The organism is Clostridium sp. AF34-13, from assembly GCF_003477845.1.
GTDB lineage: Bacteria > Bacillota > Clostridia > Lachnospirales > Lachnospiraceae > Butyribacter > Butyribacter intestini.
On record NZ_QUEB01000012.1, the window covers coordinates 33,883 to 58,101 of the forward strand.

Annotated in this window: 27 protein-coding genes; 22 read left to right on the forward strand and 5 right to left on the reverse strand. The window is 34.9% G+C overall.

Translation table 11 applies throughout. The features are described 5' to 3' along the window. The first annotated feature begins 4 nt into the window (after positions 1-4). From DWZ63_RS11040 to DWZ63_RS11060, 5 genes are all read left to right on the forward strand, one after another. Entirely contained in the window at positions 5-190 is a 186-nt protein-coding gene (locus tag DWZ63_RS11040) for a DUF951 domain-containing protein (RefSeq protein WP_055940655.1), read from the forward strand. 174 nt (positions 191-364) lie between these two features. Continuing rightward, positions 365-652 carry a 30S ribosomal protein S6 gene (rpsF, locus tag DWZ63_RS11045; RefSeq protein WP_022013742.1) on the forward strand — a complete coding sequence of 96 codons (288 nt, stop codon included), beginning with the start codon at positions 365-367 and terminating at the stop codon, positions 650-652. A 20-nt stretch (positions 653-672) separates the two neighbouring features. Beyond that, entirely contained in the window at positions 673-1,137 is a 465-nt protein-coding gene (locus DWZ63_RS11050) for a single-stranded DNA-binding protein (RefSeq protein ID WP_022013741.1), read from the forward strand. Positions 1,138-1,179: 42 nt separating this feature from the next. Continuing rightward, positions 1,180-1,440 (forward strand): 30S ribosomal protein S18, encoded by a 261-nt coding sequence (gene rpsR, locus DWZ63_RS11055; protein WP_022013740.1) that lies wholly within the window; start codon positions 1,180-1,182, stop codon positions 1,438-1,440. Between the two features lie 202 nt (positions 1,441-1,642). Next, on the forward strand, positions 1,643-2,230 hold the full coding sequence (locus DWZ63_RS11060; RefSeq protein ID WP_118499927.1) for a VanZ family protein: 588 nt from the start codon (positions 1,643-1,645) through the stop codon (positions 2,228-2,230). Positions 2,231-2,462: 232 nt separating this feature from the next. On the opposite strand, the gene DWZ63_RS11065 is transcribed toward DWZ63_RS11060, so the two are convergent. The 5 genes from DWZ63_RS11065 to DWZ63_RS11085 form a co-directional block, all read right to left on the reverse strand. Then, positions 2,463-3,026, reverse strand: coding sequence for a MerR family transcriptional regulator (locus DWZ63_RS11065; RefSeq protein ID WP_055940661.1), 564 nt, complete (start codon positions 3,024-3,026; stop codon positions 2,463-2,465). 520 nt (positions 3,027-3,546) lie between these two features. Beyond that, the gene (locus tag DWZ63_RS11070; protein WP_022013737.1) at positions 3,547-3,894 is read right to left on the reverse strand and encodes a PadR family transcriptional regulator; all 348 of its coding nucleotides are present in this window, start codon (positions 3,892-3,894) and stop codon (positions 3,547-3,549) included. A gap of 162 nt (positions 3,895-4,056) precedes the next feature. Beyond that, a complete protein-coding gene (locus DWZ63_RS11075; RefSeq protein WP_055940666.1) occupies positions 4,057-4,554 on the reverse strand; it encodes a hypothetical protein in 498 nt (165 codons plus the stop codon). A gap of 19 nt (positions 4,555-4,573) precedes the next feature. After that, positions 4,574-4,969: a DUF6120 family protein gene (locus tag DWZ63_RS11080; protein ID WP_055940669.1), complete on the reverse strand. Its 396-nt coding sequence runs from the start codon at positions 4,967-4,969 to the stop codon at positions 4,574-4,576. Between the two features lie 24 nt (positions 4,970-4,993). After that, entirely contained in the window at positions 4,994-5,383 is a 390-nt protein-coding gene (locus tag DWZ63_RS11085; protein ID WP_055940672.1) for a DUF6120 family protein, read from the reverse strand. Between the two features lie 192 nt (positions 5,384-5,575). Here DWZ63_RS11085 and DWZ63_RS11090 point away from each other — a divergent pair, with 192 nt between their 5' ends. The 17 genes from DWZ63_RS11090 to DWZ63_RS11170 all read left to right on the forward strand — a co-directional run bounded on the left by DWZ63_RS11090 (position 5,576) and on the right by DWZ63_RS11170 (position 24,211). After that, positions 5,576-5,962, forward strand: coding sequence for a hypothetical protein (locus tag DWZ63_RS11090; RefSeq protein ID WP_147353228.1), 387 nt, complete (start codon positions 5,576-5,578; stop codon positions 5,960-5,962). A 17-nt stretch (positions 5,963-5,979) separates the two neighbouring features. Continuing rightward, a complete protein-coding gene (locus DWZ63_RS11095) occupies positions 5,980-7,473 on the forward strand; it encodes a hypothetical protein (protein WP_055940677.1) in 1,494 nt (497 codons plus the stop codon). Beyond that, complete coding sequence (locus DWZ63_RS11100) at positions 7,448-8,641, forward strand: hypothetical protein (RefSeq protein ID WP_055940680.1); 1,194 nt, start codon at positions 7,448-7,450, stop codon at positions 8,639-8,641. Before DWZ63_RS11095 ends, DWZ63_RS11100 begins: the two co-directional genes overlap by 26 nt. Before the next feature lie 7 nt (positions 8,642-8,648). Further along, positions 8,649-10,688 (forward strand): hypothetical protein, encoded by a 2,040-nt coding sequence (locus DWZ63_RS11105; RefSeq protein WP_118499928.1) that lies wholly within the window; start codon positions 8,649-8,651, stop codon positions 10,686-10,688. A 61-nt stretch (positions 10,689-10,749) separates the two neighbouring features. Next, on the forward strand, positions 10,750-11,622 hold the full coding sequence (locus DWZ63_RS11110) for an ATP-binding cassette domain-containing protein (protein WP_182431506.1): 873 nt from the start codon (positions 10,750-10,752) through the stop codon (positions 11,620-11,622). 152 nt (positions 11,623-11,774) lie between these two features. Next, positions 11,775-12,434, forward strand: coding sequence for a PilZ domain-containing protein (locus tag DWZ63_RS11115; protein WP_055940690.1), 660 nt, complete (start codon positions 11,775-11,777; stop codon positions 12,432-12,434). Between the two features lie 206 nt (positions 12,435-12,640). Continuing rightward, the gene (locus tag DWZ63_RS11120) at positions 12,641-13,084 is read left to right on the forward strand and encodes a DUF1292 domain-containing protein (protein ID WP_055940693.1); all 444 of its coding nucleotides are present in this window, start codon (positions 12,641-12,643) and stop codon (positions 13,082-13,084) included. A gap of 136 nt (positions 13,085-13,220) precedes the next feature. Beyond that, positions 13,221-13,688 (forward strand): subtilin biosynthesis sensor protein SpaK, encoded by a 468-nt coding sequence (locus DWZ63_RS11125; protein ID WP_118499930.1) that lies wholly within the window; start codon positions 13,221-13,223, stop codon positions 13,686-13,688. 43 nt (positions 13,689-13,731) lie between these two features. Further along, positions 13,732-14,970 carry a PucR family transcriptional regulator ligand-binding domain-containing protein gene (locus tag DWZ63_RS11130; RefSeq protein ID WP_118499931.1) on the forward strand — a complete coding sequence of 413 codons (1,239 nt, stop codon included), beginning with the start codon at positions 13,732-13,734 and terminating at the stop codon, positions 14,968-14,970. A 230-nt stretch (positions 14,971-15,200) separates the two neighbouring features. Continuing rightward, the gene (locus tag DWZ63_RS11135) at positions 15,201-16,355 is read left to right on the forward strand and encodes an iron-containing alcohol dehydrogenase (RefSeq protein ID WP_118499932.1); all 1,155 of its coding nucleotides are present in this window, start codon (positions 15,201-15,203) and stop codon (positions 16,353-16,355) included. 40 nt (positions 16,356-16,395) lie between these two features. Continuing rightward, positions 16,396-17,730 carry an aminotransferase class III-fold pyridoxal phosphate-dependent enzyme gene (locus DWZ63_RS11140; protein WP_118499933.1) on the forward strand — a complete coding sequence of 445 codons (1,335 nt, stop codon included), beginning with the start codon at positions 16,396-16,398 and terminating at the stop codon, positions 17,728-17,730. 424 nt (positions 17,731-18,154) lie between these two features. After that, the gene (locus DWZ63_RS15785; RefSeq protein ID WP_182431507.1) at positions 18,155-18,781 is read left to right on the forward strand and encodes a PBECR4 domain-containing protein; all 627 of its coding nucleotides are present in this window, start codon (positions 18,155-18,157) and stop codon (positions 18,779-18,781) included. 38 nt (positions 18,782-18,819) lie between these two features. Further along, positions 18,820-19,179, forward strand: coding sequence for an Hpt domain-containing protein (locus DWZ63_RS11150; protein ID WP_022013721.1), 360 nt, complete (start codon positions 18,820-18,822; stop codon positions 19,177-19,179). Next, positions 19,167-19,838, forward strand: coding sequence for a response regulator transcription factor (locus tag DWZ63_RS11155; RefSeq protein ID WP_055940708.1), 672 nt, complete (start codon positions 19,167-19,169; stop codon positions 19,836-19,838). The genes DWZ63_RS11150 and DWZ63_RS11155 overlap by 13 nt, the downstream gene beginning before the upstream one ends. Positions 19,839-19,932: 94 nt before the next feature. Then, complete coding sequence (locus DWZ63_RS11160; protein WP_182431508.1) at positions 19,933-21,225, forward strand: ATP-binding protein; 1,293 nt, start codon at positions 19,933-19,935, stop codon at positions 21,223-21,225. A gap of 174 nt (positions 21,226-21,399) precedes the next feature. Then, positions 21,400-22,170 carry an ABC transporter ATP-binding protein gene (locus DWZ63_RS11165; RefSeq protein WP_118499935.1) on the forward strand — a complete coding sequence of 257 codons (771 nt, stop codon included), beginning with the start codon at positions 21,400-21,402 and terminating at the stop codon, positions 22,168-22,170. Positions 22,171-22,195: 25 nt separating this feature from the next. Further along, entirely contained in the window at positions 22,196-24,211 is a 2,016-nt protein-coding gene (locus DWZ63_RS11170) for an ABC transporter permease (RefSeq protein ID WP_118499936.1), read from the forward strand. The last annotated feature ends 8 nt before the right edge of the window (positions 24,212-24,219 follow it).

Consider the following 24,219-nt stretch of genomic DNA (forward strand, 5'->3'; position numbering starts at 1 on the left):
AAAGATGGCAGACAAGGTTGAACTTAAGATAGGCGACATAATAAAGATGAAAAAGCCGCATCCCTGTGGAACAAACGCATGGGAGATAAAGCGTGTCGGAATGGATATAAGACTTTGCTGCACCGGCTGCAATCATCAGGTTATGCTTCCGAGAAAACAGGTAGAAAAAGGTTTTAGAGGTTTCGTATGAAAAAATGCTTGCATGAGATAAAAAAATGTGGTATGATAAGAAACTGTGATACGTTAAATTTTTCCTTGCTCTTTTCTGTTAGGACAAAGTGTGTTGAAACACATCGATTTTGAATTATCACACAAAGTCGGCGTCATGAAGAGAGCCAGAGACCAAAAGGAGGTACAGACAGCTATGAACAAATATGAATTAGCATTAGTTGTCAATGCAAAGATCGAGGACGATGCAAGAGTAGCTACTGTCGAGAAGGCAAAAGAATATGTCACAAAATTCGGCGGTAACATTACAAATGTTGAGGAATGGGGCAAGAAGAAACTTGCTTACGAAATTCAGCATATGAAAGAAGGATTCTACTACTTCATCCAGTTTGATGCAGAAGCAGATGTTCCTGCACAGCTTGAGCAGGCAGTCCGCATCATGGACAATGTTCTCAGATACTTATGCGTTAGACAGGAAGCATAAGAAAGGAAGGTGTTTCCTTCATGAATAAGGTTATTTTAATGGGACGTCTGACAAGAGATCCTGAGATAAGATATTCAGCGGGAGAAAATCAGACAGCCGTTGCAAGATATACACTTGCAGTAGATCGTAGATTTAGACGCCAGGGAGATGAGCAGACAGCAGACTTTATCAACTGCGTAGTATTTGGCAGAGGTGCAGAGTTTGCAGAGAGATATCTTCATCAGGGCACAAAGATTGTAGCAACAGGTCGTATCCAGACAGGAAGCTACACAAACAAAGATGGCAATCGTGTTTATACAACAGATGTAGTTGTAGAGGAACAGGAATTTGCTGAGAGTAAGGCAGCAGCATCAGAGAATGCAGGCGGTGGATACCAGCAGGCTGGGGCCGCAGCTCCAACAAGACCGGAACCTACTCAGGCAGCAGGTGACGGATTTATGAACATTCCGGATGCCATCGAAGAGGAATTACCATTTAAGTGTTAATGTTTATCAAAACATTACGGAAAAATTAAGGAGGATTTCGACATGGCTTACAATAAGAGCGATAGAGATGGCGCAAGAAGAAGACCTATGCGTAGAAGAAAAAAGGTTTGTGCTTTTTGTGCAGATAAAGAGCATGATGTAATTGATTATAAAGATGTAAACAAGTTAAAGAGATATGTCTCTGAAAGAGGAAAAATTCTTCCTAGAAGAATTACAGGAAACTGTGCTAAGCATCAGAGAGCTTTAACAGTTGCAGTTAAGCGTGCAAGACACGTTGCAATTATGCCTTATACAACAGACTAATTTTTGTGTGATTTACACAATTGAAAAAAGAACCATTGTATCTTTTGATATGATGGTTCTTTTTGATTTAATGATAAAGTTATATTATAACTCTATTAAAATGCTTTGATAATAAAAATATTATTGAAAAAGATTGATTATTAATGATATAATTAAAGCGTTGCTTAAAGATATTAACAGAATTTTGAGGGAGGGAGAAGCCATGTTTACGATTGCGATACATCCACCGTTGTTTTGTGTAGCGTTTTTGGTTGTTTTTATCATAACATTTTTAGTCAGGATTATAAAAAGAGAACACAGGATTAGACTGTGTTACATAGGGATTATTGAGTTATATATCATGTTGCTGATAAGTGTAACGATTTTTCCTATCAGAATAATTCCGTCTGAAATGAGAACTGGTAAAAACAGCATCTTGGATTTTTGCCAGTTAATACCCTTTAAAGATATTATTGATATTGTTAAGAATAGTGGAATTATAAATATACAGTTGATAGGAAACATTATACTGTTAATGCCAATGCCTGTTCTTATAGGGTATTTAAGTAAAAAAGTTAATTATAAAGTATTATTTTTTAAATCAATATTATTTTCATTTGGGATTGAGATAATACAGCTTATCATTGACACACTGCTGTCTTATCCGAGCAGAATATTTGATGTGGACGATATTATACTTAATGGAATTGGAATTTTAATAGGTATGATTATTTTTAAAATATTAAAAGAACAGCAAAAAATTTATGATTTCATAGGGGAGAAAATTGTCTGGAATACACAAAAACAATGATAAAATACACGAAAAATTAAATGCATAATAAAATATTATGGCATTGTTCACAAACTACATATAATAAATTGATAGTGTTATGAGCAAGTCGTAGAGCGTATCAGAAATATAAGCTTGATTATAACCAGCCCGGCGGTTTGTCTGCCGGGCTGGCTTTTTAAGTAATAGGAAATTGCTTGGATCATAGAGCGATTCTTGCAGAGGTAAAACACTGTTTTTGCCTTTTTATACATTATCTTGGAATTCCTATAGCACCTCCCTGAAGATTGCTTTTTACTTTTGGATGTGCGAAATAATAGCTGGATGCAACCAATTTTGAATATTCCTTGTGTTCATCAGTTTTTTGTTTGCGTAAATCATAATCGGTAAAAGGTTCATCAAAAGTGCTGAGGTCATAATCGGAAAAATAGTCATCAAGTATAGTTTCACGGCGGAGCATTTCAACTTGTTCAGTAAGGTCTTTGGCTTCATTTATATGGCTAAAATCAACATCATCAAGAAGTTTGCATATCTGAGTCATAACGCCGATTTCACGTTCAAGATTATTTCTGTGCGTATTGCATATTTCAGCAAGCTTTTCAGGTTCAGCAAATAAAGCTTTTATTTCATCAATGGAAAAACGGAGCTTGCGCAGTCCGATAATTGTTTTCAACTGGGTTATTGCTGCTTCGTCATAATCTCTGAAAATTCTGCCTGATTTATTTTGTGTAAGTGGCATTATAAATCCACAATCTTCATAGTAGCGTATGGTTTTCTGACTGACATTAAGTAAATTTGATAATTCTTTGATTTTCATAATAATCCCTCATTTCTGACTGATATTAAACTGTTGTTTTTGGTATCTGTAATAAAATTACCATATAACCTTAGGGAATAAGCAAGCTTTTTTTGAAAAAAATTGAAAAAGTTCGTATCAGACAAAAGTTTGAACTGTTGCAATCTCTTTAGAAAGTAAAAAAATGAGATTAAATACACAAAAATAATGATAAAATACACAAAAGACAATATCTGTAATAAAATGTTATGCTAATGTTCACAAACTATTAACAAAAACAACATTGCATATTCATAATAGTTAGGTAATATATAACCATCAAATGAAACGGAATCATTTGATAAGTGCTTAAATTTTTTTCATACCTTCTCCTTTAAGAATCGCTTCTCCAGGCGATTCTTTTTTTTATGTTCCAGGAAACGAGAAGTTTCCTGGAACATAAAAAATACTTCGTGAGAGTGTCAGTAATAAAAAATTGCACATAGCTTTGTAGTCAGTGATATAAAGCTATGTGCAAATGAACAGCGATAAAATGAAATGTTTACTCCTCGTTTTGTTCTTTTAAACTGTGAAAAATCTTATCAACGCCCAGTGACATATTTTGATAAGTTTCGTATAGTTTGTTGTAGTAGTCCCGCCCCTTATCTTCGAGATGGAAATAAATCCTAGTGCGTTTTTTTCCAACCTTTACATTTTTTTCAGTAACAAGACCGCTATCAATCATCTTGCAGGTTGCAGCATATGTTGTGTTATATGAGAGAGAGATAAGACCATCAGAATTTTCTTTGATAATCTTGCAAATCTCATATCCGTAGCTGTCTTTTTCATTTAATATAGATAGTATTAATAATTCTGCAATGCCGGTTGTAAGTGTATTCTTTGCAGCCATAAAATCCCTGCCATTCCTTAAATAATATTTTTTAATATGATACAATGAACGCTTATGCGTTCATATTAAGAGTTTCTTTGAAACTCTGCTGTGTGCAAAATTTATGCACATACATTATGATACAATAATGTAATATAAAAACAAGCATAATGTCAATAGTTTTTATGAGATTGTACCATTTTTAGAACAGGTTATCGTAACATTTTTATTTATGTTAGTTTTGCAAGTATTATTGTATGTATGAACGACAACAGCATTTACAGTGGCAGAGTTATCTTTTTTTGATGATGATATGGATTTTATAGTCCAGTTTGTGGTATAGGTTTTTGAGCTATGTGAACATGATACACATTTTGCACTTGAACCATTGTAGGTAAATGTACCTGTAATTGATACTGACCACATACTTTTACCGCTAGCTGATTTATATGTGCTGGTTTTTGTCTTTGTAATCTGTTTTGTGCTTCTTGTAAATAAGCTGATTTCAGAAAGTGGTAATTTTGTTTGCTCGCTTTGAATTTTTGTTTCAAGATAGTCACCATTTTCTAAATATATGATTTGAGAATTAAAATCTGTGCTGTTTGTCATTTGTGCAGAAACATTTACCGGTGCAGTTAATATAATGGCTAAAGTGGTTATAATAGTAATAATATTTTTCATGATTTTGACTCCTTGTAATTTATTTGTTGTTAAGTTGTTCAATTAAATTTTTTTCATATTCAAAAATTTGATCGGCTCTGTGATAGTACCAAATTGACGCTGAGGTGACAATTAAAAATGCAATTAGCGAAAATGTCAAAATTCTGATTATCCATTTTTTAACATTTATTTTTTTAAAATATGGTACAATATTATCTGGATTTTCAGACATATAGCTGTTGATTGTTTCCTGTGGAGAACCAAAAATATTGTATAAATCTTCTATAGCAGCATCCGGATTATCAATACAGTAATCATTAACTGAAGTTGAAATGTAATTTATGTATTTCTTTTCATTTTGACGAATTACAGGAAAAAAGCATTTTATCTGCGATATATATTCTTTGCATAGTTTAGTCTTTTTTTCGGAATTCATATTAACCCTCCTTATTATATTGTGTTATTCTATGGTTTCTTCGTAATCGTAAATGGCTGTATCTTTTAAAGTCTTGTAGTCATTATGCAGTTTTATTACTTCGAGAGTTGAAGCAATCATAATAACGGCTATAAGGATGATTGAGATATATCTAAAAGTTCTTGCCCGTTTGACTTTTTTAAAATATGGCTTTAAGGAGTCGGTGGTTGTCATTATATAGTTATTGATGGTTTCCTGGGGAGAACCAAATTGTTCATATATATCCTGTATATTTGCATCAGAGTGTTCTGTGCAGTAATCATCTACTGAGTTTGATATTATTTTTAAAAATTTTCGTTCATTTTTAGCTTTTACAGGAAAAAATGCCTTGACTTGTGACATATATTTCCGGCGTAGTTTATTTTTGAAGATCATGGTAAACTCCTTTTTTTCGTATATGTAGTTTATAATAATACTTAAATATGTATTTATTGTAAAAGAAAATATTTAAAAGTCAATATTTTGAATATAAAAATATTGTTGACAAAAATATTAAAAAGATGTAATATCTAAATACATGGTCATGTATAGTTATTTAATTTAAGAGAGAAAGGATAAGTGAAATTTATGAAAAAAGCAGTAAAAGTAATTATGTCATTAGTAGTAGCATTAAGTATTATGTTGGTTCCGCAGTATGGGTGTGCAAAGACTAAATCAACGATTATACATCTTTCTGAAAAGAATGTATTTTGTAATAGTGAAATAACTAGAACGAGTGCTTCTGGAACTACAGGTAATGATGGATGGATAAAAGTTAAAGTTACATCAACTTATATATGTGCTGTTAATGGTAAACAGAAAAAACCTGTAACAAGTAGTAAATTGAGTTATAGTTCAATTGCGCAAGTTGGGTTTAAAGCCGTTAATAATGGAATAAGCCTTAGTGTTTCATCATCACATTATGCAAGTTATGCGGGTTCGACTGGCACAGGGCATACAGCAGTTGCATATTAAAGAGGAGTAATTAATATATGAAAAAGAAATTAGTAGCAGTATTTTTAACATCTGCACTTATTTTAACTTCATGTAATTCAAGTGGGGCTGGCAGCAAGACAGCCCCTTTGAAGTCTGATAAAAAGACATCTGACAATGAGGTTGTGTGGACTCTTGAGGATGGGGCAAAAGTACCTGAAGATAATGTGAAAAAGCTAAATGAAGCATTGTATAAGAAAGGTTATGATGTTTCTGTCAGATTTAATTATCTTAAAAATGATTATGTAAAGAACAGTCCGAAGGAATATCATAGTGCATTGGAGAAAACAATCAAAGAAAAAAAGACGGATATTGCATTTTGTGGGTGGGAATATGAAAATTATCCCGGCGAGATGACAGAATTTATCAGGAAAGGATATTTTTATCCTTTGGAAAAGTGGCTTGTATCATCTGATGGCAATGCAGTATATAAGCTTTACGATAAGGAAATATGGGACTGTGCAAAGATTGATAATAAGAACTATTTTCTGCCAAATGAAAATATGTCATATACACCATCAAATGTGATTGGTTTTAATAAAAAGTATATATCTCAGGATAAGATAGAGTCATGGAATGGAACATGGGCAGGGTTACTTAGCATAATGGACGGACTTAAGCTTAAGGAAGATGCTGCTAAGATTTTAGGCTTTCCTTCAATAAATTCTTTTCAGGATATGACTTCAAGAGAAGTTTATACATATAAAGACGGACTATTTTATAATGTGAAAACAGGGGAGATAACTAATCCTTTTAATACGAAAGGTTTTTATGAGTATTTATCATTTTTACATAAATGTTATCTTAAGAAGTATATTAAACATGGTATGGATGATAATGGTGTGACAGATGATAATGAGTCAGAACAGTATGACACAGGTAAGTTTGCAATGATGTTTAATGTTACGGATGACAGTGGCAATGCAGATATGGTATATAAGAAAAGAAAATTTGCTATTTCAAATGATATAGGTATCGGAACTGCCGTATGTGCAAATTCTGATAAGAAAGATAAGGCATTATTGCTTCTTAAGGCATTGCGTACTGATGATGACCTTGCAAATATCCTGTTATGGGGTGACGCGGATAAATCAAAACTCACTGATGCAGACGGATTTGTGGATGAGGATAAAGTGAAAAACGGTATTATATATCAGCCTGCGGCGATTGGTCTTAGTGATGGAACTTTTCAGCTGAAAGGTGCAAAAGCAACAGATATGAGGGTATATAAAAAGAAGTGTCTTTCATCAAAACTTAGGGTAAAGTCGGCTATTGCTGGATTTAATCCGGATTATAGTAATTTAAAGAAAGAGTTGTCGGTTTATACAAAATTACTAGAAATGTATCAGGACTGTTGGCAAAAAGCAGATTTCGGCAAAAAGATGTATAATGATATAAAATTAAAAATAACAAAGAAGTCAGAGCGACTAGTAAAAGAGTTAAATGCACAGGTGGAGGAGTATAAAGTTGAAAAACAGAACGGGAAAAAATAATAAATTTTTGTTTGTGGCAGTTGGTATTGTTGTAATTGCATTAGTGTGTGTCGTGGTTAAGATAAACTTTGGCAGCAGGAAAAGTACGGATAATAAAAAATCTGAGCAAAAGGCTCAGTTGCATGACAGCATTACCGGTTATACAGAGCAGTATTTTGAAGATGGTATATTGTATGTAGATGACAATTATATGAGATTTTGCTCTAATGCTGCAAATGAAGACGGACTTATTTGTGCAAGACCGAATTGTAAGCATCAAAAGTCGAGAACAGAGGAATGTGGGGCATATGTAGATAATATAAACACCACAGGGTTTGCAAAGCGTGGTGATAAAATTTATTATATCGGTGCTGGGGATACAGGTGAGGATTATTCATTATATAGTGAAGATCTTGAGGGACAAAACAGGAAAAAACTTGTTAAACTTCCTAAGGCAAACTATATTTTTGAGGCTTTGTATCATGACAATACGGTATATATTGCATATATGTATAAAAATTATACTGATGATGCTTCTAAAACTACACTTGGAATATACAAATATGATACTGGCAGTGAACAGGGCAATGTTTATTTTGAGACAAAAGCATACGGTTTTTCGTTTGACGGAATGGTTATGGGAAAAGATACATTATATATGTCTTATGTGTGCTCAAATGTATCTAATTCAGATGTTCTGAAACATAAGTCTGACAAGTATTATGAAAGAAAGCACAGTCGTAAATTTGTTAAAGGTCTTGATGTAAAATCAGGAAAAGAAAAAGTTTCGTTAGACGGTTATGGAAATAATAATACGCTTTTATATGTTTCAGGAAAATTATTTTATAATACGGGAAAAGACAATTTATATTATGATGAAAATACCAGAGAGACTCAAAAGATAAGCGGTGACAACCTTATACCTGTAAAAAGCACGGATAAACAGTATGCGTATTTTATGTCATATGATAAAAAGACAAAAAAGAGAACTTATTTAAGATATGATACATCAAATGACGAGATGAACATAATAGCACAGGGAGATTATATCCTTTGTGCCGTTTATGAGGATAAAGTTTATCTGTCAAATGCGGAGGGAGAGAAAACGGAGTATTCATATATCGCACTTTACGATTTTGTTAAAGGTGATATTACAGGTGTGAAGAAGTATAAGTCAATGTGGGGATGATTTTATTATGGGTTTGATAAAGCAGGAATTTAAAAAGGTGTGCAAATTTGATGTTTTTTGCCGAATTATTATTGCAATATTATTATTGTCGTTTTTTATATCTTATTATAATGCGGTAAATGTGCAGGATGCAGCGAAGTGTCAGCCAAAGGACTACTGCCGTATCTCAAAAAGCATATATGAAACCGACATAAATAAGGCAGTTAAGAAACTTGAAAAGGAACAGGAAAAAAGTCTGAATACTGGTTCGGGTTCTTATGCTGCAAATAAGACTGTACTTGAGGAACTTGAAAATATAAAAAGTTATAAGAATTATCTTGATAATCTTAAAAATGGTTCAAGCGGAGGGCTGTTGGCAGAAAAACAGGATAGTTTTCAAAGCAGGGTAAGGGCAAAGTGTAAGAAACTTTATAAGAAACTTGACGCATCAAAGGTCAGATATTCAGCTTCAAGGGGTATTGAACTGTTTATGCAGACTGATACTACGGACTTTGTAATAGCATTTATGGTGCTTTTTATAGTGTTTAGGATTGTTACTATTGAGAGTGAGACAAGTATGGGATGTCTGCTTGCAGGTTCTGTAAATGGAACTAAAAAAACAACATTTGCAAAGTGGGTCGTGGGTCTTTGTCTTGTATGTTTTTTGACCGGATTATCGGTTTTGATAAAACTTATTATATATACAGGAGAGTATGGCTTTTCAAGCTGGGGTGCACTGATACAATCCGTGCGGGGGTATCAGGCAGTTGCGGGAGAGTTTACGATAGCTTTATATACTGTATTTTTTATTATATTTAAGATAATAGGATTTATATTTTTATATACTCTGTTTTTTCTTATAGCAGAAATAATAAAAACTCCGGTTTTGACATTTTTAAGTGAGATTATCATTTCGGCAGCGTTGTTGTTTTTGATGTTAAAAATACCGCTTTCAGGTAATATGGCATTTTTTAGTTATTTTAATCCGTTGAGATGTGTTGACCAGCAGATGCTCATGTTTGGGTATAATGCTTTGAATTTTTTTGAGAAGCCTGTTGATTATATGACGGCATGGCTGATATATGCACTTATATTGTTTGTAGCAATGCTTGCTGTGATATTTAATATAAGCAGTGCATCAGCGGGTGTGTCTTTTCAGGTAAGAACTCTGGAGAAAAATAAAAAAGGCACAAACGGATTAAAAAAGTTTCTTATTTATTTTGAAAGTGTTAAGAGTTTAAAATATGGAGGAGGTCTGGCAATTCTGTTTTTTGCTGTTGTGGCAGTGTTTGTATTTTATTATCCGCCACAGGAGAATTTATCTGCTTCTTCTGATTTTTATTATCGTGAATATGTCATCAAATATCATGGAAATTGCACGGATAAGAAATGTATTAAACTTTCTGATGCTTATAAAAAACTGGAAGATTTAGAGAAAGATTTGGAATTAAACGGTGACAAATATACTGAACTTGCGGCAAAAGCGGCATCAGATGAACTTGAAAAAATGGAGCCGCTGAAAAAAATCATAGATTATTCAAAGTACCTTAAAACCAAGAAAAATGCACATATTGTATATGAAAAAGGTTATCTTATGCTGCTTGGCAGGAATATACCAGGAAGTTATCTTAGATGGTGTGATATTTTAGGTGTTTTAGTTGTAGTTCTTATCTCTGTTTCAATGTGGGGAATGGAGGAATGGTATGGGACAGATGTGTTGTGCCATTCGACAAAATACGGACTAAAAAGCATAAATAAAAGAAAGATGATATTAAATGTCATATATGGAATTATTGTGGCAGTTATCATTTATGTACCGTGGATAGTTCAGGTGTCAAAGGCATATCAAGTGGGGGATATGGGTGCTTCTGCGGCGAGTATAAGAGCACTTAAAAATATAGAATTTTTGAGTATAGGACAGGTGACATTTTTAAGTTATGTCATAAGAACCGTATATCTGGCAGTTTCAGGTATGGCAGTAAGGGTGGTTCAGAAACTTGTGCACGGAAAGATACTGACAGTTGCGATAAGCTGGATATTGATGACGCTTCCGCTGATAATGTTATGAGCAAATAGCAGGCAGAGCGGATTGCAAATATCTGTTTAAATGTTATGGGATGGTGAGTAAAATGGTATTAGATATAAAAAATATTGTTAAAAGATATAAAGATGTTGTTGCGCTAAATGATTTTTCATTACATATGGAAAACGGTCTGTATGGTTTTCTTGGGGAGAACGGTGCAGGAAAGTCGACACTGATAAAAATATTGTCATGTAATCTCGTACAGGATGAGGGAGTTATACTTGCTGATGGAAAGGATATAAGACTTACTCCCGAAGAATATAGAAAAAGGATAGGTTATATGCCGCAGGAGTCAGTCGGGTATCCCGGTATGAGAGTACAGGAATTTATGGAGTATATGGCTGTCCTAAAGGGGTTGTCGTTAAAAGAACCTTCGGTGAAAGAGCAGATATTACGCTTACTGAGACAGGTGCATTTAGAGGAACATATGAAAAAGAAATTTTCACAGCTTTCGGGTGGTATGAAACGGAGGCTGTTGTTTGCACAGGCTGTTCTCGGAAATCCATCATTGCTTATTCTTGATGAACCGACTGCGGGACTTGACCCGAATGAGCGTATTGCCATGAGAAATCTTATAGCAAAGGAGGCTCTTGACAGGATTGTTATACTTGCGACGCATATTATAAGCGATGTAGAGTGTGTTGCCGATGAAATCGTACTTATGAAAAAAGGACAGTTAGTGGGGTGTAAAACTCCGGAGGTCTGGCTTGACGATGTGAAACCATATGTGAGGGAATTTGTATGTAAGCCCGGTGAGATTGAAAAGATGCAGGATGATTATGTGATAAGTAATATGCGTCAATGTCAGAATGGTGTAAGTATCAGGGTTATTGGAGAAAAATTTGACGGAAATATTTTTAAACTTGCAGAAACATTGCCGACACTTGATGATGTGTACCTTTATTTTGCATCTGTTTAATTTTATTCCATCAGTCGCATCGCAGGCTTAAACTAATCAATTATCGTTCCGAAAAAAGTTTGTGTAAAGCCGGCATAAATCATTGACAAATATTTGTGCTGGTTTAAAATTGTATTGATAGGGGGGAGAACGACTTTAGAGAGGAACGAGAGATGGGAAAAAAATTAAGTGAGATGCAAAGTGGTGCTAAAGTTCATCTGACGGCAAGTGCAGGTCTTAATACACTTGAGTTTGATACGAGCATTGTCCAGGCAGGTGAAGGTCATATAATCGTTGAGCCGATTAAGCATGATGATAAGATTTTAAATTTTTCAAATAATGATATTATTAAGAATATAGTTGTCGAAACTGAGCCATTACCGGAGAAGTATATAAATGTCGAGGTAGGGATAACGATGCTCGACAATAAAAAATATCATATAGTCCTTTGTGATAAAGAGGGTATTCAAGTAAACAGGAGAGATGATTTCAGAGTATATGTGGGGAGTTATGTCAACGCACAGTTAGCGAGTATCAATGTGACTACGGAAGCTATACTTAAGGATGTAAGTATAGGCGGATTTTCGCTTGTTATAAGAAGTGAGGAAATAGATGGAATTGTCGGCTGGGTAGGGCAGCAGATAAAAGCAGTTTTTTATCATGGTGGTAAGGAGCGTATTCCGATGGTATTTATAGGAGAGGTTGTCAGGGAGGAGAGCCTTGAGGACGGCAGGACTGTTGTCGGATGCAAGAGCCTTAGGCAGCCATTTGGTATCGAAAAGTTTATTGCAGAAAAGCAGCGTGATGAGCTTAGAAGAAAAAATAATGAATAAATAGGATGATACATAATATAATCAGCAATACAATGAGCAGGCTTAGATATTGCCGATTATATTTTTATGGCTGAACTGTTACTAAATTTGATTAAATAATCAGTATTTTATTGTTTTTCGCCATACATATATGATATACTTCTGATATAGTTTAACATTGTGATGCAAGGGACTATTTATAAAAAAGTGAAGAAATGGAGATTATTATGAACGATAGAAATGCAAACTTATTTTTTAACAACAATGGTGAGGAAGTAGCAGTTATCACTCTCAATGATGAGGAGGGAAACGAAGTAGAAGCAGCAGTTATGGCTGTTTTTCAGCTTGAGGAGCAGTATCCTGATTATGAATTTGCCGTGCTTATGCCTATGGAACAGGATGAGGAAGCTATTGAGAGCGGTCAGGGAGAGGTGCTTATCTTCAGATATTTTGAGGATGAGGACGGAGATCCTAATTTTGAACCTATCGAGGATGACGATATTGCACAGACAGCAGTTGAGGCTTTCCAGTCTATGATTGACAACGGCGATATAAATATTGAATTCAGCGAGGATGAATCAGAGGATGAAGAAGAGGTGTCTACAGCTTCAGTTGGTGGAAACTCTATTGACCTCGGAGATGTTGTTGTTCATCTTGATGATTATAAATAGACTGAGTGCTATATACATAGTGTATAGACAGAGGGACATCTTTTGGGTGTCCCTTTTTCAGATAATATATGTACTCTCGAAACTTTTCGTTCAGAAGATACCGGGAGTACATAATATAAGGAAGTGAGGAAATACGATGAATTTTAGAACAGTTGATGAATTTGAAAAGTTTAATTTTGACGAGGCTCATATAAGTGGGATAGAGATTAAAAGCGGTCATGTATTTTTATATCTTGACAATGTTATGATAGCTGCTGACAATTCCTGTAACAGGGATATTCGTGAGATGCGTACAAATGACCTTGTATTGAAGCTTCAGGACGGAGTAGTTACTTCATTTGTTAAAGAGGGAGTGAAAGTTTACAATGCCGATGGTGTGTTCCAGAGGGAGATACCTGACGAGATAATTCCTGTAGATAAGTATCAGGAGACATTTGACCTGCTTGCAGATAAATATATGCTTGAAGCAACGGTTAAGAGGGATGAAATTTCGGGTGAAAATGTTTATGAGTTTGAGATAGAATATGAGGAATTTTCGTATCTGCTTGTAGTGAAAGCAAATCACGATACGCAGGAATGGGATCGTTTTATGAATAAGGAATAGACAGAAAAATTTAAGTAAGTTGATGCATGGAGGACAGTAAAGAATGACATACGATGAATTATTTCAACTTAAGGGACTGGAAAAGGCAAAGCTTCTTGCAGGCAAGTCTATTCTTGGCAGGGAGATTTCGGGTGCTCATGTCGTTGAGATAGTAGAGGCACAGGACTGGGTCAAGAGAGGAGAACTCATTTTTGTGAGTGGTGTTGCTTTTCGTGATGTGAAAAGGGATCTGACAGAAGCAATATGTGAGCTGTCAAAAAAACAGGTGGCTGGTGTTGTGCTTGAGGTTGGACCATATATTAAGGAAGTGACGGATGATATTATCGAGCTTGCCAATGAGCTTAATCTTCCGCTGCTGTCACTGCCTTATGAAATTCATGTTTCGGAGATAATTTCACAGATTTATTATGATAAATATAGTAAAGAGGAGACAAACAAATCCGTTGAAAAATTTATGACGGAACTTCTTTATGAAGATGAAAAGAAAGCATTGGAGAGAATAGAGCTTTTTAAATATAATGCAGAGAAGAAGCATATCGCCATTTATGTGAGTGGTGAGGCGGAAGATAACAGCAGTCAGACAAAATCTGTTGAGAAGGTTAATGAAAACGGTGAAAGCAAGAATGAAAATAGTTCCATTAATTCAAAAAATGACGATATATCGGAACAGCTTTTGAGGGCAGTCAGAATGTCGTTTGTCAGGCAGAACCAGCTTCTTTACCTGAAAGAGGAAGATGGAGTGGCGGCGGTTATCGAGCTTGAAGCCGGTGATAAGGTTCATAAGCTGATGCGTCAGAAGAGAAAGGAAATTGAGGAAAATCTCAGATACAGCAGAAAAAATGTCTCTGTAAGCATGGGAATAGGAAAAGTATTTATTGGAGCAGATTCTATTAAAAAGAGTGTTACAGAAGCGAGAAAAGCGAACAAAGTTATAAAGACAGATGGTGGGACGGGAAATCTCAGATATTATGATGAGATAGGAATATACAGGATATTTTTTAATCTGTCCGATGATAAGGTGCTTCGCAATCTTTTGACGGAGACACTTGGAGCAATTATGCAATATGACGATGAAAATGGGAGTGACATGGTTCACACATTGGAGGTTTTTCTGGAACAGGGCTGCAATATAGCGGCGGCAACGGACGCTCTTTATGTGCATAGAAATACCGTGAAGTATCGCATAAAAAGAATAGAGGAGATAATGAATATAGACCTTAAAGATGTGACGGTACAGTTTAATCTGCGGCTTGCATTTAAGATAATGCATTATCTGGGATGATTGAGGTCTGGTGTGGCAGGCAGTGTTGATTTTGAAGGTGAAAAAATGATTTGTCCATAGTGAACAAATCGGTGCAAAATACTTTGTATATTATGGCTATATGAAACTATCTGACATGATGATATTATATGTTCAACAAAAACAAAGCAGACGACCAAAGGCGGTTGAGTAACGATAAATGCCTTAGTTGTCTGCTTTTTAAATGTAGAATAAATGAATGGAGGGATAAGATGAGCAGTAATTTTGTTATGCCTAAGCAGATTATTTCAGGTGCCGGAGCATTAAATAATGCAAAAGATGTTTTTAAGAAAGCCGGAAAGAAAGCACTTATCGTTTCCGGTAGAGTTATGGAGAAAGTCGGGAATGTCGCAAAAGTAACAAAAATTCTTGATGAATTGTCGATAGAATATGCCATTTATACAGATATAACCGGAGAGCCTACTGATGTGATGATTGAGGGCGGCTTAAAAGTTTATAAAGAAGAAAATTGCGATTTTCTTATAGGACTTGGCGGTGGCAGTCCGCTTGACTCAATGAAGGCTATTGCAGCACTTGTCACAAACCCAGGAAAAATTTCTGATTATATGGGAAAGATTATTACAAATGAAGTACCGCCGATGATAGCTATTCCGACTACGGCGGGAACAGGTTCAGAAGCGACATGGTTTACTATTATCACAGACAGTGAGAAAGATATAAAAATGCTACTCAAAGGGCCGGTGCTTATGCCTGATGTTGCGATTATTGATTATACATTTACATTGACCTCACCTAAATCGGTGACAGCGGCACCGGGACTCGATGCACTCACCCATGCGATAGAGGGTTACACTTCAAGAAAGGCTCAGCCGCTTACGGACACATTTGCAGTATCTGCAGTAAAGAGGATTTCCAAATATCTTCCGATTGCATACAATGACGGAAGTAACGAAGAAGCAAGAGAGCAGATGGCACTTGCGGCACTTGAGGCAGGGGTTGTTATCAACAACTCATCAGTTACGATAGTTCATGGAATGAGCAGACCTATAGGTGCATTGTTTCATGTGCCGCATGGAATGTCAAATGCAATGCTTATGAAAGAATGTTTTTCATTTGCACTTGACGGAGCATACGAAAGATTTGCAGACCTTGGCAGAGCCATTAAGGTTGCGGCAGAGACGGACAGTGACAAAGAAGTAGCAGAAAAGTTTCTGGATGCTGTTGAAAATATCTGTAAAGTCTGTGAAATTCCTACACTTGAGGAATATGGAGTTGACAGGGAAAAATTCTTCGCATCTGTTGATAAGATGGCGGATGATGCACTGGCAAGCGGAAGTCCCGGAAATACAATTAAAGATGTTACAAAAGATGATGTATTAAAAATATATGATGCTTTGTGGAAATAAAAGTTAAGGGTACAAGATTTGTGCAGAAAAGAGGTATATTATGAGAGATATGACAAAGGAAGAGATTAAATCATTAGATAAAGAGCATGTATTACATTCATGGAGTGTTCAGGGAACACTTGACCCGATGGTAGTTACAAAAGCTGAGGGAATTTATTTTTATGATGCCGACGGCAATAAATATTATGATATGAGTTCACAGCTTGTAAACTTAAATATCGGTTATGGCAATGAGAAAGTCGCAGATGCAATAGCAGAGCAGGCTCACAAACTGCCGTTTATCGGACCTGGTTATGCCGTTGATGTAAAATCAGAGCTTGCAAGAAAGATTATCGAGCTTGCACCTGATAATATGGGAAAAGTATTCTTTACATTAGGCGGTGCAGATGCAAATGAAAATGCATTGAAGATAGCAAGGCTTTATACGGGAAGAAATAAGGTGTTCAGCCGCTATCGTTCATATCACGGTTCAACAATGGGTGCAGGAAATCTTACAGGTGAACCTAGAAGATTTAACTGTGAGACAAACGGCGTATCTGGATATATTAAATTCTTCGACCCATATATCTACAGAGAGCCTATAGAATTTAAGTCAGAAGCAGAGGCAACAAAATATTATCTTGCAAAACTCAGAGAGCAGATAATCTATGAAAATCCTGAAACGGTAGCAGCTATCGAATGTGAGACAATTACCGGTTCAAACGGATGTATCATTCCTCCTGACGGTTATCTTCAGGGAATAAGAGATATATGTGACGAGTTCGGAATAATGATGATATGTGATGAAGTCATGATGGGCTGGGGCAGAACGGGAGAGTATTTTGCATTCCAGAACTGGGATGTAAAACCTGACCTTGTATCATTTGCAAAAGGTGTAACCTGCGGATATGCACCGCTCGGAGGTGTAATCGTGTCAAAGAAGATTGCAGAATATTTTGATGACCACAAACTTCTCTGTGGACTTACATATTCAGGACATCCGCTTTCATGTGCGGCAGGTGTTGCAACACTTGATGTATATAAAGAGGAAAAACTTGTTGAAAATTCAAAGGCAATGGGCAAGATACTCGGAGAAATTCTTGAGGAATTAAAGAGAAAGCATCCATGTGTAGGAGATGTCCGTTACAAGGGACTGTTCTCAGCACTTGAACTTGTAAAGGACAAGGCAACAAAAGAACCGCTTGTTGAGTACAACTCAGACCCGGACAATACAATGGGTAAGATAATCGGTTCACTTAAGAAAAAAGGATTTTCTACATATTCACATGAAAATTGCATAATCGTGGCACCTCCGCTTATCATAAAAGAGGATGAACTCAGGGCAGCGATGGATATTATGGATGAAGTGCTTGGTGAAGTAGATAAAATGATATAAGAAGTAATAAATAAAAATTATTCTACTATAAAATAATAATTGGCAATACAATGAACAAGTTTATTGTATTGCCAATTATCTTTAATGTTTAAATTGTTGCATAAAAATGGTAGATAAAGTTGATTTTTTTAATAAATTGGATATAATATAGGTAAGAATAGAAATATTCTCGATGTAAGAGCATCGTTAAAAGTTGGGCTGCAAATGGAGCAGGTTAAATTTCCATTTCATTTATGGTATCTTAACTGGGTATCGAGCCTGGCAGCTAGGATAAAGTTGTAGTCCACATGGAGGACTTAATGATTTCCATGTCATTATGATACTTTAACTGGGTATCGAGGCTGACAACCAGCATAAAACTCTTTTATATGAATTTGATAGAGGAGTGTGGTTTTGCCACACTCTTTTTACATATGGGGGAAAGATGGCAACAAAAGAAAATAAAAAGAATTTTATAAGACAATATATTATAGACTCGGCAAGGATATATAGTAGTGAATTGGCAGGCAAGTCTTTTTTATATGTTTATGGAGAAGATTTTTTTGAAGTTTCTTTTCCGATAAATCATTTTCTTCATTTAACCGGTGTTGAAACTAATTTATCGGCTAAGGAGTTTTACAGAAATGCGAAGAAAGGGCATCTTACAAACAGGCAGTTTTATTTTAATGGGCGTCATCCATATGCTAATGCCAAAAAGAAATTACCGTGTTTGAAAAGATTACCCGAATTAACAAATGAAGTGGTATGTATTTTGAAAGATATGGAAACATTGACAGTGACTTATAAGCTGAGTTTGACTAATTTGGAGTTTACATTGGGTTTAGTGAAAGATATGAGTGAATTTGGAAATAAAAATAATTATTTTCTTCCTATGTCTTTAAGGGTTAAAGATTCTGCGGTAGAAAAGAGCAAAGAGGGAGATATAGTAGATTTTATTTTTGCTAAAGAAGCAAGTCATATGAAATATGATTTAATATTAGTGAGTGATGAAAACAAGAAAATACCAAATACAGTTAAGCATTTATTGGGTGCTGAGCTGATAAAAATATAACAACAGTATGATAGATTAAGTGACAGGAGGAAAAAATTATGACATTTATCGAAAAGATTGAAAGTATACTTCCGGAGATTGACATTGAAACCGGTATTATGTACTGTGGAGATGACGAGGAACTTTTTGAGGAGGTTGTCGGGGAGTTTGTCGAGGGGGAGATGACAGCTTCTATTGAGAAGAATTTTAAAAATCAAAATTGGAAAGATTACCAGATTGAAGTTCATGCGGTCAAGGGAACAAGTCTTACAATAGGTGCTCAAAAACTCCATGAGGAGGCTGCGGATATTGAGCAGTCGGTCAAAAATGGGGATGTTGATTTTGCAATGAAGCATCACAGAGTATTTATGGAGCATTATGAAGATGTTTTAGAAGGTCTTAAAAAATGTATAGAGTAATGATTGTTGAAGATGATGATATTATAGCAGGGACGGTTAAAAAACATTTGGAACAGTGGCAGTATGATGTACATATAGCAGCGGATTTGTCAAATGTTATGGGAGAATTTACCGATTATTCACCGCACATTGTTCTTATGGATATAAAACTTCCATTTTACAATGGCTATCACTGGTGCAGTGAGATACGGAGAGTTTCAAAACTTCCTATTATGTTTTTATCATCGGCATCCGATAACATGAACATAGTTATGGCTATGAATATGGGGGCAGATGACTTTATTTCAAAGCCGTTTGACCTTGATGTGCTCACGGTAAAGATACAGGCACTTATAAGAAGAAGTTATGACTTTTCGGTGGGCAGCAGTGTTATATCACACAGGGATGCGATACTTAATCTTACAGATGCGACACTTAACTATAAAGATGAACAAATAGAGCTTACAAAAAATGAGCTTAAGATTTTACAGACACTTATGGAAAATAAGGAAAAGATAGTATCAAGAGATGACCTTATGGCAAAAATCTGGGAGAGTGATGATTACATAGATGAAAATACACTTTCAGTCAATGTGAACAGGCTTAGAAAAAAACTTAAGGAAATAGGTCTTGATGATTTTATAATGACAAAGAAGGGTCTTGGATATAAACTAAATTAAATCTTTGATAAATTGAGCATAAATGTACTATCGAAAGTGTAGGTGTATTCAATGTATCAATTATTCATTGTGCCAGGTTAAAATGGAAAATATTATGAAGATATTTGTATCATATATAAAAACGAATGTATTATGGGTTGTTTTTTGTGCAGTCCTTATATTATTTCAAATGGTATTTATGCGGCTTTCTGGCATGAAACAAAATGACTGTATATATGGAGTTATTCTTGAAAGTATGGTGTTTATAATAGTCTTTTTTAGTGGCTTTATAAATTATCTTATCAAATACAATAAGCTTAAAAGAATATCATTGCTTGATATTGATGAACAGTCTGATATGCCTGAGACTTCAGAATGCGTTGAGCAGTTGTATCAGGAAATCGTAGAAAATCAGATAATAAGCCGTAAAAAAATAAAAGCAGACAAGGATAAGGCAGACAGTGAAATGCTGCAATATTACGGGATGTGGGTGCATCAGATAAAGACACCGATAGCAGCAATGCGTCTTTTATTGCAGACTGATATATCTGAATTTGTAGCCGATAACGAAAATAAAAGTGAAGAAAATATAAATGCTGCCGGATTAGATACTGAATATGCAGAAAATATAAATGCTGTCGAATTAAAGAATGAATATAAAGAAAGTATAAATGCCACCGGATTAGACACTGAATATATAGATACAGATAACAAAGAGGATGAATTAGAAAAGATATATCTGGGTTTTGGTGAATTAAAAAAAGAATTGTCAAATGAACTTTTTCAGATAGAACAATACACGGAAATGGCACTTCAATATCAGCGTGTGCAATCAGAAACAAATGATTTTGTACTTGAAAAAGTAAAACTGGACAAAGTGATAAGAGAGTCGATAAGAAAATATGCAAAGATATTTATAAGAAAAAAACTTGCCATGAATTATGATGGGACTGACATAACGGTTATGAGTGATGAAAAATGGCTTGGATTTATAATAGAGCAGCTTTTATCAAATGCGGTTAAATACACCAAGTCTGGAAGCATAACAATTAGTATCGGAATGAACACATTAAAAACAGATGCGTTAAATAATGTTGATAAAGAAGAAATAAAATATAAAAATTGTGAAAATGTTTTTGACAGAATTGAAAAAAGAGTTGAAAAAGAAAGTAAAAGCAAGATAATTTTTGTTGAGATTGCAGATGAGGGCATAGGCATAAGTGCAGAGGACATACCGAGAGTGTTTGAGAAAGGATATACAGGTTATAACGGACACGAAAATAAAACATCAACCGGTATCGGACTTTATCTGTGCAAACAGGCAGCAGATAAACTTGGACACCGATTGGAGATAGAGTCGGAGGAGAAAAAAGGAACAAAAGTGAGAGTGTATCTTACAAAAATGTAAGAAATAAAAGAGAAATGTAAGCTGTTTCGATAGCAGACATTTCTCTTTTTTGTTAGGATAATATCAGAACAGAAAGCAATGCAAGTCATGCGAATTGCGAATATCAGTTTGACTTGCGGATTATGATAGTTTTGCAAATGTTTAAAAAGTTTTGTTATAAGAAAGGTGGAAGTCATGGAAATATTATCAGTTTCAAATTTAAAGAAAGTTTACACTACAAGATTTGGGGGCAATCAGGTGCAGGCACTTAAGAATATCAATTTCTCTGTAGACAAAGGCGAGTATGTTGCGGTTATGGGAGAGTCGGGTTCGGGAAAAACAACATTGTTAAATATTCTGGCGGCACTTGATAAACCTACAGCCGGCAATGTGCTTTTAAACGGAGTAAATCTTTCAACGGTCAAGGAAAAGGAAATATCTTCATTTAGGAGGGAGCATCTAGGCTTTGTTTTTCAGGATTTTAACCTGCTAGACAATTTCTCACTTAAAGACAATATATATCTTCCGCTCGTGCTTGCGGGAAAGAAACATAATGAGATGGAAACTAAACTTCGTCCGATAGCAAAAATGCTTGGTATCGAACAGATAATTGAGAAATATCCGTATGAGGTTTCCGGTGGACAGAAACAGAGGGCGGCAGTGGCAAGGGCACTTATAACGGAGCCGGAACTTATACTTGCTGATGAGCCTACAGGGGCACTTGATTCAAAGGCAACAGATGACCTTTTAGGACTTTTCAATGAGATAAATGAAAACGGTCAGACGATAGTTATGGTAACGCACAGTACAAAGGCGGCAAGCCATGCAAACAGGATTTTATTTATAAAAGACGGTGAAGTATTTCATCAGATATTCAGAGGTGGTCTGTCAAATGAGGAGCTTTATGCAAAGATTTCTGATACGCTGACGGTACTTACAACCGGAGGAGACAAAGTGAACGATTAAGAATTAAAAAAGGGAGTAATCACAGATGGGTAAATTATATTTTAAACTGGCAAAGACAAATCTGTCTAATAACAAACCGTTTTATATACCATATATAATTTCAAGTATAATTACGGTTGCAATGCTCTATATGATGTCATTTTTAAGTGACAATAAAGGACTTAATAAAATAATGGGGGCGGACAGTCTTGCAATCATATTCAGACTTGGTGTCGGAATTATAGTAATATTTTCATATATATTTTTGTTTTACACAAACAGTTTCATCATCAAAAGAAGGAAAAAAGAAATAGGTGTTTACAATATTCTCGGAATGGAAAAAAGACATTTATCAAAGGTTCTTTTTGTAGAAACTATTTATTTTGCAATAATCTCTCTGGTATGCGGAATTATCGTGGGAATAGCATTTTCTAAATTTATCCTTATGGTCTTATATGGAATTATAGGCATACACAAGACAGTAGAATTTTTTGTTAATATACACGGAATTATCTTATGTGTAGTTTCATTTGGAATATTATTTTTGCTGACATTTTTATATAATTTTATGCAGATAAAACTGGCAAATCCTATTGAACTCCTGCGTGGCACAAGTGTAGGTGAGAGAGAACCAAAAACAAAGATTTTGATGACAATAATAGGAGTAGTATGCCTTGCAGTAGCTTATTATATAGCGATAACAACCGAAAATCCGCTAAATGTACTTACACTTTTCTTTGTTGCCGTGCTGCTGGTTATAATCGGAACATTTGCGTTATTTACGGCGGGAAGTATCGCATTGTTAAAATTACTTAGAAACAATAAAAAGTTTTATTATAATAAGAGACATTTTATGGCAGTTTCAGGTATGCTTTACAGAATGAAACAGAATGCGGCAGGACTTGCAAGTATATGTATTCTTTCAACAATGGTGCTTGTAGTAATATCAACAACGGTGAGTATGTATGTCGGAATACAGGATGAACTTATGGCAAGGTATCCTAACGATGTATGTGTCACGGTTGACTATAACAGTGTAATTGACAAAAGCAGTGAAATAGAAAAAGCCATATTTGATGAAATTGATAGTGCGGAAGTAAAAAATAAAAAAGCGTTTTCGTATTTATCAGTTTTTGTAGGGCAAAAGGGAGATAATTTTACAACTGATAAAGAACATTTGTCATTTCAGAACTCATATCTCTTTTATATACTTTCAAAAGATGATTTCATCAAAAGGGATAATAGTTTTAAAGATAAAATAGGGAACATTTCAAAGGGTGAGGCAGTAGTTGTTTTAAATAAAAAATACGATAAAAAAGATATAAAAATATTTGGTAAGAATTATAAAGTTAATAAAAGCTTTGAACATATGGAAGATAATGATTTATATATGATAAGCACACTTAATGGATTGGGATATATAATTCTTGATAATGATGAAAGTGTGCAGGAATTATATGATATGCAGGAAAAAATGCTTGGAAAGGGGGCAAATTACTATACAAATAAAATCAGGTTTGATTTTAAATCCGGAAATAAAAAGCAGAAAGCAGCGGCTTATAAAAAGATAGACAATGTAGTCAAGAAGTATTTTAAGGAAAATAAAAATGACAAAAAGGAAATTTCGTCATATTGGGTTGAGAGCAGACAGGAAAATGAGCAGAATTTTTATCTTTTATATGGTGGACTTTTCTTCCTTGGAATTTTCCTCGGAACAATGTTTTTGATGGTGACGGTAATGATAATATTCTACAAACAGATTACAGAGGGGTATGATGACAGAGAGCGTTACCAGATACTTGAAAAGGTCGGAATGAGCAGCAGGGAAGTAAAAGATACGATAAAATCACAGATAAGGATAGTATTTGTTCTTCCGATATTTGCGGCAGCAGTTCATGTGACAGCGGCATTTCCGATGGTAAACAGAATTCTTAAAATGCTAAATCTTAATAATGAAAAATTGTTTGCAGGATGTCTGGCAGCCACGATAATAGTATTTGCCGTTATCTATTATCTTGTATTTAAGGTGACATCGAGGGCATATTATAAGATAGTAAAATAGGAGTAGTG